Origin of the sequence: Methylobacterium sp. ARG-1, from assembly GCF_001262595.1 — a bacterium.
GTDB classification, from domain to species: Bacteria; Pseudomonadota; Alphaproteobacteria; order Rhizobiales; family Beijerinckiaceae; genus Methylobacterium; species Methylobacterium brachiatum.
The window spans coordinates 77,697-91,800 of the sequence record NZ_LHCD01000012.1 but is presented as its reverse complement, the minus strand read 5'-3'; the positions used below and the strand labels follow the sequence as shown (position 1 = coordinate 91,800).

Below are 14,104 nucleotides of genomic sequence, written 5' to 3'. Positions count from 1 at the left end.
GCTCAGAACAGCAGGTGTAGTGCCAGGGGTGCGAGGATCGCGGTCAGGAAGGCGTTGAGCCCCATGGCGATGCCCGCGAAGGTGCCGGCGGTCTCGCTCACCTGGAAGGCCCGGGCCGTGCCGATACCGTGGGCGGCCAGCCCGGCCGCGAAGCCCCGGGCGCGCATGTCGCGGATCCGCAGGAGGTTCATCAGCGGCGTCACCAGGATCGCCCCGATGATCCCGGTGAGGATCACCAGAATCGCGGTGAGCGTTGGGTCGCCGCCCAGCGCCTCGGCGATGCCCATGGCCACCCCCGAAGTCACGGATTTCGGCGCCAGCGAGATCAGGATCGGCTGCGGGATGTCGAGGAGCCGCGCCAGCGCGATGACGACCGCCAGCGTCGTGGCCGCGCCGGCCAGGAGCGCGGCCAGCATCGGCACCAGGGCGCGCAGGACCGTGGCCCGGCGCTCGTAGAGGGGCATGGCCAGCACCACGGTCGCCGGCCCGAGCAGGAAGTGGACGAACTGCGCACCCTCGAAATAGGTCGGATAGGGCGTGCCTGTTACCGCCAGGACGGTGCCGACCAAAATCACCGTGATCAGCACCGGGTTGGCGATCGGGTGCCGACCGGTGGCGGCCGCGATCCGGTCGGCCAGGACGTAGGAGGTTAGGGTCACGGTCAGCCACAGCAGCGGCGTGCCGGCCAGATAGACCCAGAGCGAGAAGTCGCCGTGCACCGCTCAGGCCTCCCCGTCGGGCCGGCGCCGCTCGACCCGGGACGCGACCGCGCGGAACACCAGCACGGTCACCAGCAGGGACAGGGCGGTGGAGACCACGAGCACGATGGCGAGCTTGAGCCCCTGGGCCCGGAGCAGGTCGAGGCGGCCGACCACGCCGACGCCCGCCGGCACGAACATCAGCGACAGGTTCATCAGGAGCCCCCGGGCCGTGGTCTCGAGGGTGCCGTCGGTGAGGGGCTTGGGCAGGATCCGGGGCAGGCCGAGGCGGCTGTCGCGCAGGAGCAGAAAGCCGAACATCAGACCCATGCCGATCACCGGCCCCGGGACCGGCACGCCGGCGCCCCGGGCCAGGATCTCGCCCAGGAGCTGGGCGAGCAGGATCAGCGCCAGGCTCGCGATCATCGTCCGACCGGGCCGCTAGACGGCGCCGACGCCCCGCTGCCCGGTTCGACGGGACGCAGCGATCGCCGCCTCGTCGAAGCCGAGCAGCCGGCCGAGGCGCTCGACCAGCGCCTCCTCGAACTCGTCGACGTTCCCGTCCGCGGCGGCGACCGACCAGGCCATGGTCAGGAGATCCTGCCGCTCGGCCTTGTTGGCCTCGTGGGGAATCATCTCGACCAGGCTCGCCAGGTCGCGGGTCTCGGCATCGACCGCGGTGGCGCGCGCGATCAGCGCCCGGGCGGCATCCGGCCCCTCGGCATAGTGGCCCTGCACCAGCCGGGACAGGCGCTCGCTCTCGGCGGGCGCCAGGATGCCGTCGACCCGGGCGACGTGCACGAGGAGCGCAGTCGCGGCGAGGTGGGTGTCGTCCACCGGCTCGGTGGCGCCGACGCCGAGGGCCTCGGTCGCGTAGGCGCGCAGGCGTGCGATCAGGGACATGTCGGCTCCGGGGGTTCCTGATGCACAGTTCGGTTCGTGGGACACGCCGTCAAGGATGCCGGATCACGTCGTCGGCCAGCGTGGCACAGCTGCATCGTTTTGGCGGTCTCAGCCCCGCGCCGCCTCGGTCGCCCCCGCGACGAGCGACGCCAGGATCGCGTCCGCCGCGCGCAGGATCGCCGGCCCGGCCTGCGCGGGGGTCCCGGCCTGGAACGGCGGCTCCGGGGCGTATTCGGCGACGAGCTGCGCGGTGCGGGCGTAGTCGGGGCCGCGCAGGCGGGTGGCGAGCGCCAAAGCGAGATCGAGCCCGGCCGAGATGCCGGCGCCGGTGGCGCGGTTGCGGTCGAAGACGACGCGCTCGGCCACCGGCACGGCGCCGAGCAGCGGCAGGACGGCGTCGCGCACGCACCAGTGCGAGGTGGCGCGGTAGCCGTTCAGCAGGCCGGCCGCCCCGAGGATCAGCGACCCGGTGCAGACGCTCGTCACCCAGGTGGTGCGCGGCGCACGCGCGCGCAGGAAGGCCAGCAGCGCGGCGTCGCGCATCTGGTCGGGCGTGCCGTCGCCGCCGGGGACGAACAGGACGTCCAGATCGGGCGGGCAGGTCGCGAAGGTATGCGTCGCCACGAGGCTCAGGCCCGTATCGCTGGCGACGGAACCTTCGGCCTCTGCAACGAGGTAAAGGCTGCCGGGGGCGAGGCCGGCGAGCAGCGCCTGCGGACCGACCAGATCGAGGGCGGTCATGCCCGGATACAGCACCATGGCGATTCGGACCGGACGATCCTGCGGGATCGGGCCCGGCGCGTCGGCGGCCGCCAAGCGGACCGGCCCGAAGGCGGCAGCGGCCGCGGCGGCCGCGACCATGGCCCGGCGGCTGAGGTCCGGCGAAGTCACGCCTGGGCCGGGCGCTTCACAACGGCCAAGACGCATCCCGGTAGGCGCTGTCCCAGAACAGCCATTCGAGCCGCGTCGCCTGCGTGAACGCGCCGTGCATGCGCGCCTGCAGGGCCGGCGAGGCCGAGTCCGCCGCGCGGTCGGTGGCGGCGATCATGCCCGCCACGGCATCGGCGAAATCCTCGCCCGCATAGGTGTCGATCCAGGCGCGATACCGGTTGTCTGGCGCGGCGCGGGCGAAGATGTCGTCACCCACCGCCTTGTAGATCCAGAAGCACGGCAGCAGGGCCGCGCACAGGACCTCGAACGGCTCGGCATAGGCGGTGGCGACCAAGTAGGAAATGTAGTGGTGGCAGGCCGGGGTCAGCGGCGTGCCCGCGAAGGCCTCCGGGCCGATCCCGTAATCGCGGAAGAAGCCGCCATGCAGCGCGCGCTCGACCACGATGGCGTCCTGCGCGGCGCGGGAGAACTGGACGATCCCGTCCGGGTCCGGGGCCTTCGCGGCGGCGAGGCTCAGCGCCCGGCCGAAGCCGATCAGGTAATGCGCGTCCTGGACTATGTAGTGTCGGAACGTGGCCTGCGGCAGCGTACCGGCGGCGAGCTCCGCGTTGAACGGCATCGTCCGGATCGTCTCGTAGGCCGCCGCGTTGCGCGCCCAGGCTGCCTGCGAGAAGGCATTCGGGCCACCGTCACCGTCGGTCAAAGGCGCATCCTCCTCAATCGCGGACGCTATCCCTGCCGCTGCGCGTGCGTGACGGCGACGTGGATCAGCTCGGCCAGGGTCCGCACGCCGAGCTTCTGGCGCATCTGCGAGCAGGCATTGGTGACGGTCTTGTAGCTCACCGACAGGTCGGCCGCGATGGCGCCGTAGGAGCGCCCTTGCGCGAGACGCGCCAGGATCTGCTGCTCCCGAGGGGTCAGCTGGGATTCCGGGGTGCGGCGGGCGTCGGCGCGCAGCATCGCCACCTCGGTGGCGAGCCGGCGGTCGAGATAGACCTCGCCGACCCGGACCTTGCCGAACGCCTCGAACAGCTCGGCCGAGGCGTGGTCCTTCAGCACGTAGCCGAGCGCCCCGGCCTCCAGCGCCCGCGCGACGATCACCGGATCGTTGTGCATGCTGAAGACCAGGATCCGCGTCTCCGGGGCGACCGCGCGGATGCGTCGGATCAGGCCGAGCCCGGCCATGCCGCTGCCCTGGAAGGTCAGATCGCAGATCACCACCGGCGGCCGCAGCCGGTGGAAGATCCGGTAGCCGCCGACCACCGTGGTCGCCTCCGCGATGGTCTCGACCCCGGAATCCTCGAGGACCCGTCGACAGCCCTGGAGAACGATCGGGTGATCGTCGATCACGAGGACCGGCAAGCGTGTCGCGGCGGCGTCGATCTGGGAGGCGATGGCGTTCATGCGCTCGGCGCGTTGTTGTTCTCGTCGACCCGCTCGGGCGGAACGGGGATCATGATCCGGACGATTGCTCCGGGGCCGTCATTGTCAAGGCCGAAGGTACCATCCAACGCCTCGACACGCTCGCGCATCCCCGAAAGACCGAGCCCGGTGCGGTGTTCGGCCGGGATCCCGCTGCCGTCGTCGCGGATCGTGACGCGCAGCTGGCCCTCGACCTCGGTGGCTTCGGCCTCGACCCGGGTGGCGCCACCGTGGCGGACCGCGTTGGTCGCGCTCTCCTGCACGCAGCGGAACACCGTGAGATCCACGAGGTCGCCGTAGCCGCGGGCTAGGCCGTCGAACGTCCCCACGAAGGTCGTGCCCGGATGCCGCTGGCCGAAGCCGCGCAGCAGCAGGTCGAGACAGGTGGCCAGCGGCGCCTGCCCGAGCCCGTGCGGGCGCAGGCGGTTCAGCAATTCCCGGTTGACGGTCTGGACCTGCCCGACGATGGCGCTGATTTCGGCCGCCCGGGCGGCGAGTTTCTCGCGATCGGGCTCGGCGGGCCCGGAGGCGATCCGGGCGATCGAGGCCGCGTTGGCCTCCAGGGCGAACAGGCAGGGGCCGAACTCGTCGTGCAGCTCGAGCGCGGTGCGGCGGCGCTCGTCGTCTTGGGCGGTGAGCAATTGGCGGTTGAGGCGCCCGTTGGCGGCGCGGACCTCGCTCAGGGCCTCGGCGACCTTGTTGAACCGCGCGGCGATCACCGCCAGCTCGCGGGCGCCCGGGGTCTCAAGGCGCGCGGTGTAATCGTGATGTTCCAGCTGGGTCAGGCCGTCGCCGAGCCCCTGCAGCGGCGCCAGGATTCGGCCGAGCGCCAGGTAGAGCGCGATCAGCATCGCCGCGTTGATCGCCAGGGTGGTCATCGAGAGCGCCCTCGCATAGCCCCAGATCTCGTCGATCTCGTCCATCGGCTGGGTGGTGATCTGCGCGGTGCCCAGCCTCTGGCCGTTGACGACGATCGGCAGCGTATGGCGCTCGATCGGCGGCATGATCAGCTCGGCGAACCAGCGGGGTGCCTCGCGCTCGGACCGGTGCGGCGACATCGGGCTGCCGACCTGATCGCCATCCGCGTCGAGCACCGCGACGCGGACGTGGCGCAGGGTCTTGAAGCGCAGGTCCAGCGTCTGCAGCAGCGTGTCGGGCGAGGCCGCGTCGGACAGGCGGATCGTGTCGGCGACCAGGGACTCGACGGTGGCCAGCGAGGCACGGGTCTCCACGCGCACCGCATTGCGGGCGTTCAGCACGATCACCCCGCAGGAGATCAGCGCCGCCAAGGCATCGATGAACAGCACCACGGCGACGAGGCGCGCGCGGGTCGACCAATCGGCCCAGGGCCGGAAGCCGGCCCGTCGACTTGCAGGCGCGGCGTCAGGCGTCGAAATCACGGTTGCTCTTGTATCCACCGGCAGACGCATAACGAGCGCTCCGTCGAAGTCCATGCCGCCCCATCCCGCCCGGCATCGGGAAGGCCGATCCGCCACCCCTTCCCGGTCGCGCCAGCAGGGCGGAACCGAATACGGATTCTTAAGCGGCTTCGCTTTATCTTGTGGATAGCCGAGCCTCGACTGGCCGGGCCTGCAATGGGCGGCGACATCTTTGCGCCGTATTGCGGTTTCTCTATCGACGGCAGAGTCGATCCATCTCCAGCGTGATGGAGAGCGGCGGCCGGTCATGGGGGGCCCGGTCGCGCGTGTCGTGCACCGTGTCAGAGACCCCGGATCATGAACGATCTCGCCCTGGACCCGTCCGACAGAAGACCGCATCGGTCGCCGGAGCCACGTCCCGGCCGCAAGCCCGGCTTGAAGCTCGTCCTCGCCGGGCTCATCGGCGCAAGTGCGATTGCAGGCTTCGGCGTCGCCGCCTCGAACCTGATGGCCGGACTGGCCGCCCCCACGCCGATCAAGCGCGCACCGATGAGCCGGGCCGCCGACTGGCCCGAGTTGAAGGACGGCCTGCCAGCCGTCGCCGGGATCGCCCCCGCGGCGCCCATCGCCTCGAAGCCCGCGGAACCGGAGAAGCCGGCCCTGCGCATGGTGGCGTTGCCGGAGGCATTGGCGCCCGCACTATCGCCCGCCCCCGCCAGCCCGGTCGTCCCGGCGCCCGCCAAGATCACGCCCTCTGCCGCGCCCGTCGCCGCAGCGACGCCGGCCCGGAGCGTGGCCATGCCCGAGGTGCCGACCAAGCGCATTCCCACTCCGACCCCGGTGACGCCGATCGCCACCCGTCAGGTGGTCGTGCCGCTGCCGCCGACCCGGACCGCGGCGCTCCAGCCTCCGCGCGCTTCCGAGACCGTCAAGGCGCGCGACGTCGCCGTGCCCCCGGTTGCCCCCGCGGCCAAGCCGGTTGCCGCGACTCCGGCCGCAGCCCCGCCGGAGAAACCCGCCCGCAAGGCGGTCGCGGCGCACAAGCCGCCCGCCGCCGCAAAGGCCGCGGACGCTGCCAAGCCCAGTGTGAAACCCGGCGCTGCACCCGCGACGGTCGCGCAGGCCGATACAGCGGACGAGGAGACCGAGGTGCTCGGCATCAAGCTGCCGTCGCTGGCGCCCGCCGGCCGGAAGCTGCGGGAAAGCGTCGACGCGCTCGGCGACGCGGTCAAGAAAGTTTTCTGAGACCATCGACAGCGGGGGCGTCGATGCCCCCGCAAGTCGATCCAAACAGGGTCAGCTGCGGCCGGTATTCCGGCCCGGCTTGGACTCGGACCGGGGACCGGACCGCTCGGCGTGGCGCTGATGCTTGCCGGCCCGTGGGCTGGCGAACCCCTTCGGGCCGCCCGGCGCGCTCTTGCGCTCGGCCGGGGCTGCGTCCCCCGCCAGCGCCTCGACCTGGATCTCCGGCGAGCCGTTGCGGGCGAAGGCCTCGGCGAAGCGCGCGGCGGCGTTGCCGCGGATCTCGAACTTGGTCTCTCGGTCGAAGATCCGGATCGCTCCGATCTCCTGGCGGCCGATGCCGCCCCGGCGGGTGAGCATCGGCAGCAGGCGGCGCGGATCGGCATTGTCGCGCCGGCCGAGGTTGAGCCGGAACCACACGGCCGGCCCAAGGGCGGCGATCTGCTCGGGATTCATCGGATCGTAGGGCGGGCGCTCGTTGGTGCCGCGGGGCGCACGGCCCTCGCCCGGATCGCTGACCTCTTCCGGGGCCGGCAGGCGGGTGCGGTAGACCCGGGCCAGCAGGGCGGCGAGCTCTTCCGGGGTCTTGCTGGCGAGAAGGGTCCCGGCGAGCGCGACATCCTCCTCGGCCGGCGGCTCGGAGAAGAGCGGGTCGGAGAGCATGCGCTCGCCGTCGAGCTTCCGGATGTCGTCGGCCGAGGGCGGGCCGGACCAATCCGGGCTGACCTTGGCGATGGCGAACATCTGCTCGGCGCGGCGGCGCCGGGAATTCGGGATCAGGAGCACCGAGGTGCCCTTGCGGCCGGCGCGGCCGGTGCGCCCACTACGGTGCTGGAGCACCTCGGCATCGTGCGGCAGGTCGGCGTGGATCACGAGGCTGAGCGAGGGCAGGTCGATGCCGCGGGCGGCGACGTCCGTGGCGACGCAGACCCGGGCCCGGCCGTCCCGGAGCGCCTGGAGGGCGGCGTTGCGCTCGCCCTGGCCGAGCTCGCCCGAGAGCGCCACCACCGAGAAGCCGCGCTCGGTGAGGCTCGCCTGGAGATGGCGAACCGCGTTGCGGGTGTTGCAGAAGACGATCGCGGTCGGGGCGTCGGCCTCGCGCAGGAGGTTGAGCACCACGTGCTCGGTCTCCCGGGGCATGATCCGCACCGCCCGATAGGCGATGTCGGCGTGACCCTTGCTCTCGCCCTTGATCGCCAGCCGCAGGGCGTTGCGCTGGTAGCGCTCGGCCAGGGCCTCGATCGCCTTGGGCAGGGTCGCGGAGAACAGGTAAGTTGCCCGCTCCGGCGGGGTGGCCGAGAGGATGAACTCGATGTCTTCGCGGAAGCCGAGATCGAGCATCTCGTCGGCCTCGTCGAGGACGACGGCCCGCAGGTTGGTCGGATCGAGGTTGCGGCGCTCGAGATGGTCGCGCAGGCGGCCGGGGGTGCCGACCACGATATGGGTGCCGTCGGCCATCATCCGGGCCTCGCGGCGGGGATCCATGCCGCCGACGCAGGCGGTGACCCGCCCGCCGGCCGGAGCATAGAGCCACAGCAATTCGCGCTGGACCTGGAGGGCCAGCTCGCGGGTCGGAGCGATCACCAGTGCGAGCGGCGCACCGGGGGGCGGCAGCATCTCGGCCTCGCCGGCCTCTGGGCCGATGAGCATGTTGGCCATGGCCAGGCCGTAGGCCACGGTCTTGCCGGAGCCGGTCTGGGCGGAGACAAGGAGGTCGCGGGCGCCGGCAGCCGCCTCCAGCACCGCGGCCTGGACCGGGGTGGGATCGGCGTAGCCGCGCTCGGACAGGGCCCGCGCGAGGGGGGCGGGCAGGGTCGGGAAGGGCAAGTGACGGAAACTCTCAACGGCCGCGCCGCGCCCGGCAGCGCGCCATCGCGCGGCGGAGGAATCAGGCACCGGACTTTATTCGGGTTCCTAGATGGTAGCGCCAACCGGGCCCGCTGACCACTCCCGCCACGGCATGGGCCGGTTGCGCGGACTGAGTCCGGCGGGCGAGCGGTCGCCGTCCACGTCAAAATGCCGGTCGCGCTCCGCCCACCCTGGCCGTGCCGTTCGTCTGACCTAAGACACGGCCTGACTGTGCGCATTGCCGCATCAAGGCGATCCGAGCGGAGACGACCAAGACCATGACGGGAGCCCTGCGGCTGGCGGTGGCGTGGGCGACGGTTCTCGCCTTCGCGTGGTTCGGAAAGGGCTGGCTCGGCGATTTGGCGCAGCCCTGGTTCGCGGGCGGGCTGTTCGCCTGGCTTCTGGCCGTGATCGTCTGGTCAGCCTTCGGGGTTGTGCACGAGGCGGAGGACCTGGCGCACCGGCTGGGCGAACCGCTCGGCACCCTGGTCCTCACCCTGTCGATCGTGATCATCGAGGTGGCGCTGATCTCCGCCGTGATGCTCTCGGCCAAGGAGGCGCCGACGCTGGGCCGCGACACGATGTTCGCGGTGCTGATGATCGTCCTGAACGGCGTGGTCGGCCTCGGGCTGCTGATGGGCGGCCTGCGCCACCACCAGCAGAGCTACAACCTGCAGGGGGCCTCGGCCTTCCTGTCGGTGATCATTCCGCTGACCACCATCGCGCTGATCATCCCGAACTTCACCAGCTCCACCGCCGACGGCACGCTGACCACCCTTCAGGCGGTGGCCTTTTCGGTCTTCACCCTGGCGCTCTACGGCGTGTTCCTGCTGATCCAGACTAGCCGGCACAGCGATTTCTTCCAAGATGCCGATGAGGCAGCGGAAGCGGAGGCCGCCGCGGGGGCGCGCTCAGCCGGCGCCATCGGCAAGCACGTGGTCCTGCTGCTCGCCAACGTCGTGCCGATCGTCCTGCTGGCCAAGAGCCTCGCGGTGATCCTCGATCACGGCATCGCGGCCCTCGGCGCGCCCTCGGCGCTCGGCGGCGTGCTGATCGCCGCAATCGTGTTCACCCCGGAGGCGATCTCGGCCCTGCGGGCCATCGCCCGCAACGAGCTGCAGCGGGCGATCAACCTGTGCCTGGGCGCGGCGACCTCGACGGTGGGCCTCACCGTGCCGGCGATCCTCACGATCGGCCTGCTCACCGGGCAGACCGTGGTGCTCGGCCTCAAGCCCACCGAGATGACGCTGCTCGCGGTGACGCTGATCCTCAGCACCCAGACCTTCTCGGGCCTGCGCACCACGGTGCTGGAGGGCGCAGTGCACCTCGTGGTGTTCTTCGTCTACCTCGTGCTGATCTTCAGCCCCTGATCAGCTGCCGAACCGCTCGGTGCGGATCACCCCTGCCGGGACGCCCGCTGCCAGGATCAGGTCCGAGGCTGCCCCGACGAAGCGGTTCGAGCCGCAGAGAAAGACCTTTTCCGGGCGTCCGACCCGCGCCAGGGCACCGGTCACCAGGGCGGCGTCGATCCGCCGGCCGCCGGCATCCCGGGTGGTGGTGAGGTGCAGGGAGAAGCCAGTGCCGTCGTTGGCGAGGCGCTCCAGCTCGGGGAGCGCGATCGCCTCCTCGCGGGTGCGGGCGGAGTAGATCAGGGCCGCCGGGATCTGCGGCGCGACCAGAGCGCGCCTGCGCAGCATCGCCAGCAGCGGCACCACGCCGGAACCGCCGGCCCCCAGCAGCAGCGGGCCGCCATCGGGACCGTCCCAGGAGAAGGATCCGCCGATTGGCCCGCGCAGCTCGATCCGATCGCCGACCTCGGCGGCCTGCGAGAACCAGCCCGAGACCTCGCCGTCGGGCAGCGCCTCGACCATCAGCTCCAGGGTGCCGCTGCCGTCGGGCGCCGAGGCGATCGAGTAGCTGCGCTGGGCCTGGTAGCCGTCCTCGGCGGTCAGCCGGACGTCAACGTGCTGGCCGGCACGGTAGGCCTGGGCGAGCTCGGAGCGCAGCCGAAAGCTCTTCACCTGCGGGGTGACGGGCGCGATCGCGGTGATCTCGGCCTGGTGCCAGCGGAAGACGATCGGCTCAGTCACCGGTGTAGCGCTGCTCACGCCAGGGATCCCCGTACATGTGGTAGCCGCGCAGCTCCCAGAAGCCGGCGGTGTCGGTCTGGGTGAAGCGAAGGCCCTTCACCCATTTGGCGCTCTTCCAGAAGTAGAGGTGCGGCACGAGGAGCCGCGCCGGGCCGCCGTGATCCGGGTGGATCGGCTGGCCGGCATAGCGGGTCGCCACCATAGCCCGGCCGTTCACGAGGTCGGCCACCGGCACGTTGGTGGTGTAGTCATCGAAGGATTCCGCCAGCAGGAAGGCGGTCGGGGCTGCGATGCCGGCATCGGCCAGCAGGTCGTCGAAACTCACGCCCTCCCAGGCGGTGTCGAATTTCGACCACTTGGTGACGCAGTGGATGTCCCCCTGCCAGGTCGTCCGCGGCAGCGCCTCGAATTCCGCCCAGTTCCACGTCTTGATCGGCCGCGAGCCCTCGCGCAGCGTGAACCGCCAGGTGGCGAGATCCACGGTCGGGTTGGGGCCGATCTGCAGGATCGGGAAATCCTCGGTGAGATATTGGCCGGGCGGGATCCGCGCACCCGCCTCGGGCGCCTGCCTGCGCCCGACGAAGCCTCGTGTCACCATGCCGGCCCCCACTCTCGGTTGCTGTTCTGACGCGCCGGCCCCGGGTTTGGTGCGTCGGAACACCCCACGTCAAGTCGGGATCTGCGGCCGAACAAACGCCCCAAAGCTGAGATGTGGTAGTCAGCCTATGTCCGACCGAATCGCACCCAACAGGGGGAATGTCATGAAGTACCTTCTCGCGACGAGCCTAGTCGTCGGGAGCCTCGCCACCCTCGCGCCGGCCGCCCAGGCCCGTGACGGGATCGGCGCTGGCGGCGCGGCTGCCCTCGGCGTGCTCGGCGGCCTCGCGGTCGGCGGCGCCATCGCGTCGTCGGCCAACAACGGGTACTACCCGGGTCGCCCGGTCTACCGCGCCCCGCCGCCGGTCTACGTGGAAGAGGATTACGGCCCGGTCTGCCACTTCGAGCGCCGCCGCACCATCGATCCCTACGGCGACGTCTACATCCGACGCGTGCGCGTCTGCGAATAAGCGGCTTCTGGGGTCGCCGCGGCCAGCGCCGGCTTCAGGCGCTCGGCACAGGCGATCCCCCCAAGCACGAGAGCCAGGGCGACGGCCTGAACCGCCCCGAACGGCTCGCCGACCAGCAGGACGGCGAGGATCGCGCCGAAGATCGGCACGAGGTTGACGAACAGGCCCGCCCGGTTCGGGCCGATCAGTTCGACCCCCCGCATGAAGAACAACTGCGCCAGAAGCGACGGCCCCAGGCTTACGAAGGCGACCATCGCCCAGCCCTCCAGCCCCGGCCAGACCGCGTGCCCGGTGGCCCATTCGACGGCGAGCGGCGGCAGCGAGGTCACGAAGGCGGCGATCGCCATGGCGGCGAAGAAGGCCAAAGCCGAGACTTTCGGGCGCGTCGGCAGGAAGATCGTGTAGCCCGCGTAGAGCAGGCAGGCCCCGAACACGAGCACGTCGCCGCGGTTGAAGTCGAGGCGGGTCAGGACCGTCCAGTCGCCGTGGGTCGCCGCGATCCCGGCGCCGATCAGGGTCAGGACCACGCCGAGCAATTGCCCGAGGGTCACCGGCACCCGGTAGGCCAGCCGGTTCAGCACGATCACCAGGACGGGGATCGCGCCCTGGAACAGGGCCAGGTTGACGGCGCCGGTATGGACGCCGGCCGCGTAGAACAGGCAGTTGAAGGCTGTGTAGCCGAGGCCGCCCATCAGCAGGATGCGCAGCCAGTGCGGGCGGAGGAGCGGCCATTCCGCGGCGAGCCGGCGGGCCGCGAACGGTGCCAGCACCGTGCAGGCCACCGCCCAGCGCAGGGTCGTGATGACCTGGGGGGAGACATGGCCCGGCGCCCAGCGGCTGCTGACCGCGTTCCCGGCCCAGAGCAGGGAAGTAAGTGTGAGAAGCAGATAGGCCGGCGCGACCGAGGAGACCCAGGTCGCGCGCGCGGACGTCAACGGCGGCGGAACTGGCCGCCCCGGACCTGGGGCCGCGGGCCTGCGGAGCGCTCGTCCTTGTGCCGGAACACGAGGCGGCCCTTCTCCAGATCGTAGGGCGACATCTCAACCGTGACCCGGTCACCCGCCAGCGTCTTGATGCGGTTCTTCTTCATCTTGCCGGCCGTGTAGGCCACGATCTCGTGGCCCTGGTCGAGCTGCACGCGGTAGCGCGCGTCCGGCAGGATCTCAATCACGAGACCGTCGAACTGCATCAATTCTTCTTTCGCCATGCACCTTCTCCAGTCGGACCGTCCGGCAGCAGGCGTTCCGGCAAAACTTCTACGGCTGTCATCAAGCTCGGGAAACGCCGCAGGGCGCGGATCCGATCCGACGGACGGTCCGCGCCTGCTGAGCGACGCCGCCCGCATGTAGTCGTCACACGATCCCGCTGCAAGTCATGCTCTCATCCGTGCCCTGAGTCGTGGACATGATTCGTCGGTGTTCAAGGTCCCGGAACGTCGTTGCCGGCGTAATCGAGGCGTCCCTCCGGGGTCCGGCGCCAGATCCGCAGGGCGACGGTGCCGCCTGTGCGGTCGCCGCGGGAGTCGAACCCCACCGGACCGAGAATCGTGCGCAGCGGCGGGGCGCTGCGCAGGGCGTCGGCGAGCTTGCGACCCTCCGGGACCCGGCCGGCCTTCGGATCGGCCGCGCGGGCGCGCTCCAAAGCCTGGGCGAGCAGCTCGACCGCCGCGTAGCCCGACGCCGCCACGCTTTCGGCCTCGGGCCCGCGCGCCGGTGGCTTGCCCTTGGGGTCGGGCAGGCGCGGCGGATCGGGCGGCAGGGTCATCACGGTCCCCTCCCCGGCCGGCCCGACCGCAGCCGCGAAGGCGGGGTCGAGGATCCCGTCGCTGGCGACCAGCGTGGCGCCGAGATTGGCCTCACGCAGGGCACGGAGCAGGGTCGCCGCCTCCGGCGCGAGGCCGCCGAAATACACCGCCTCGACCCGGGCCGCCTTCAGACGGCCGACGAGATCGGCGAGGTCGCGGGTCCCGCGCGGAAAGCCGTCGAACAGCACCTCCGGGGCGCCGGCCTCCTTCAGGCGCGCCGACACCGCTTCGGCGAGCCCGCGTCCGAAGGTCGAGCGGTCGTTGAGGATCGCGATGCGCCGTCCGGCAAACGCCTTGGCGAGATAGGCTCCCGCCGCCCGGCCTTGCTGCGCATCGCTCGGCGCCAACCGGAACAGGTTCCACGCGCCGCGGCCGGTCAGCGGCGTGTAGGTCGCCCCCGGCGTGACCAGCAGGGCCCCCGCCTCCTCGTAGACTGGCGTCGCGGCGGCGACCGCGATGGATTCGAACGGCCCGATGACGAGCCGCACGCCGTCGGCGGCAAACTTCTTCGCGGTCGCGACCGCCTGCCGGGCGTCGCCGGCATCGTCGGCCGGCACGAGGGCGAATCTTGGCCGCCCGCCCGCGGCGCGGTTGATGTCGGCCACCGCCTGTTCGGCGCCCTGCCGCAGCCCCAGCCCGAAGGCGGCATCCGGCCCCGAGAGCGGCGCCGACAGGCCGATCCGCACCGGCGCCTGAGCGGCGGCCGGCGCCGTCATCAGGAGGCCGGCGAGGATCGGGGCGAGAGCGTGCTTCATCGATC

At 71.5% G+C, this 14,104-nt stretch carries 16 protein-coding genes; 3 read left to right on the top strand and 13 right to left on the bottom strand.

The genetic code is table 11. From position 1 onward, the window contains the following. Positions 1-2: 2 nt before the first annotated feature. The 7 genes from AKJ13_RS13605 to AKJ13_RS13575 form a co-directional block, all read right to left on the bottom strand. Positions 3-719 carry an LrgB family protein gene (locus AKJ13_RS13605; protein ID WP_050733821.1) on the bottom strand — a complete coding sequence of 239 codons (717 nt, stop codon included), beginning with the start codon at positions 717-719 and terminating at the stop codon, positions 3-5. A gap of 3 nt (positions 720-722) precedes the next feature. Beyond that, entirely contained in the window at positions 723-1,124 is a 402-nt protein-coding gene (locus AKJ13_RS13600; RefSeq protein WP_050733820.1) for a CidA/LrgA family protein, read from the bottom strand. A gap of 15 nt (positions 1,125-1,139) precedes the next feature. Beyond that, entirely contained in the window at positions 1,140-1,601 is a 462-nt protein-coding gene (locus AKJ13_RS13595) for a TerB family tellurite resistance protein (RefSeq protein ID WP_050733819.1), read from the bottom strand. A 108-nt stretch (positions 1,602-1,709) separates the two neighbouring features. Beyond that, entirely contained in the window at positions 1,710-2,492 is a 783-nt protein-coding gene (locus tag AKJ13_RS13590) for a DJ-1/PfpI family protein (RefSeq protein ID WP_244471598.1), read from the bottom strand. A gap of 16 nt (positions 2,493-2,508) precedes the next feature. Then, positions 2,509-3,195 carry a TenA family protein gene (locus tag AKJ13_RS13585; protein WP_050733818.1) on the bottom strand — a complete coding sequence of 229 codons (687 nt, stop codon included), beginning with the start codon at positions 3,193-3,195 and terminating at the stop codon, positions 2,509-2,511. Positions 3,196-3,221: 26 nt separating this feature from the next. Continuing rightward, positions 3,222-3,896, bottom strand: a complete 675-nt coding sequence (locus AKJ13_RS13580) for a response regulator transcription factor (RefSeq protein WP_007561188.1) — start codon at positions 3,894-3,896, stop codon at positions 3,222-3,224. Then, on the bottom strand, positions 3,893-5,368 hold the full coding sequence (locus AKJ13_RS13575; protein WP_082316946.1) for an ATP-binding protein: 1,476 nt from the start codon (positions 5,366-5,368) through the stop codon (positions 3,893-3,895). Before AKJ13_RS13575 ends, AKJ13_RS13580 begins: the two co-directional genes overlap by 4 nt. A gap of 282 nt (positions 5,369-5,650) precedes the next feature. Here AKJ13_RS13575 and AKJ13_RS13570 point away from each other — a divergent pair, with 282 nt between their 5' ends. Continuing rightward, positions 5,651-6,538 carry a hypothetical protein gene (locus AKJ13_RS13570; protein WP_050733817.1) on the top strand — a complete coding sequence of 296 codons (888 nt, stop codon included), beginning with the start codon at positions 5,651-5,653 and terminating at the stop codon, positions 6,536-6,538. 51 nt (positions 6,539-6,589) lie between these two features. On the opposite strand, the gene AKJ13_RS13565 is transcribed toward AKJ13_RS13570, so the two are convergent. Continuing rightward, positions 6,590-8,362, bottom strand: a complete 1,773-nt coding sequence (locus AKJ13_RS13565; RefSeq protein WP_050733816.1) for a DEAD/DEAH box helicase — start codon at positions 8,360-8,362, stop codon at positions 6,590-6,592. A gap of 299 nt (positions 8,363-8,661) precedes the next feature. On the opposite strand from AKJ13_RS13565, the gene AKJ13_RS13560 reads away from it, so the two are divergent. Continuing rightward, positions 8,662-9,753, top strand: a complete 1,092-nt coding sequence (locus AKJ13_RS13560; RefSeq protein ID WP_050733815.1) for a calcium:proton antiporter — start codon at positions 8,662-8,664, stop codon at positions 9,751-9,753. On the opposite strand, the gene AKJ13_RS13555 is transcribed toward AKJ13_RS13560, so the two are convergent. Next, positions 9,754-10,491 (bottom strand): FAD-binding oxidoreductase, encoded by a 738-nt coding sequence (locus AKJ13_RS13555; protein ID WP_244471597.1) that lies wholly within the window; start codon positions 10,489-10,491, stop codon positions 9,754-9,756. It abuts the gene before it with no gap. Then, entirely contained in the window at positions 10,466-11,071 is a 606-nt protein-coding gene (locus AKJ13_RS13550) for a sulfite oxidase-like oxidoreductase (protein WP_050733814.1), read from the bottom strand. Before AKJ13_RS13550 ends, AKJ13_RS13555 begins: the two co-directional genes overlap by 26 nt. Before the next feature lie 163 nt (positions 11,072-11,234). On the opposite strand from AKJ13_RS13550, the gene AKJ13_RS13545 reads away from it, so the two are divergent. Continuing rightward, the gene (locus AKJ13_RS13545) at positions 11,235-11,540 is read left to right on the top strand and encodes a hypothetical protein (RefSeq protein WP_050733813.1); all 306 of its coding nucleotides are present in this window, start codon (positions 11,235-11,237) and stop codon (positions 11,538-11,540) included. On the opposite strand, the gene AKJ13_RS13540 is transcribed toward AKJ13_RS13545, so the two are convergent. From AKJ13_RS13540 to AKJ13_RS13530, 3 genes are all read right to left on the bottom strand, one after another. Next, entirely contained in the window at positions 11,510-12,475 is a 966-nt protein-coding gene (locus tag AKJ13_RS13540; RefSeq protein WP_050733812.1) for a DMT family transporter, read from the bottom strand. The genes AKJ13_RS13545 and AKJ13_RS13540 overlap by 31 nt on opposite strands. Then, a complete protein-coding gene (gene infA, locus AKJ13_RS13535) occupies positions 12,472-12,747 on the bottom strand; it encodes a translation initiation factor IF-1 (RefSeq protein WP_007561169.1) in 276 nt (91 codons plus the stop codon). Before infA ends, AKJ13_RS13540 begins: the two co-directional genes overlap by 4 nt. Before the next feature lie 212 nt (positions 12,748-12,959). Then, on the bottom strand, positions 12,960-14,099 hold the full coding sequence (locus AKJ13_RS13530; protein WP_050733811.1) for a branched-chain amino acid ABC transporter substrate-binding protein: 1,140 nt from the start codon (positions 14,097-14,099) through the stop codon (positions 12,960-12,962). Positions 14,100-14,104 lie beyond the last annotated feature (5 nt).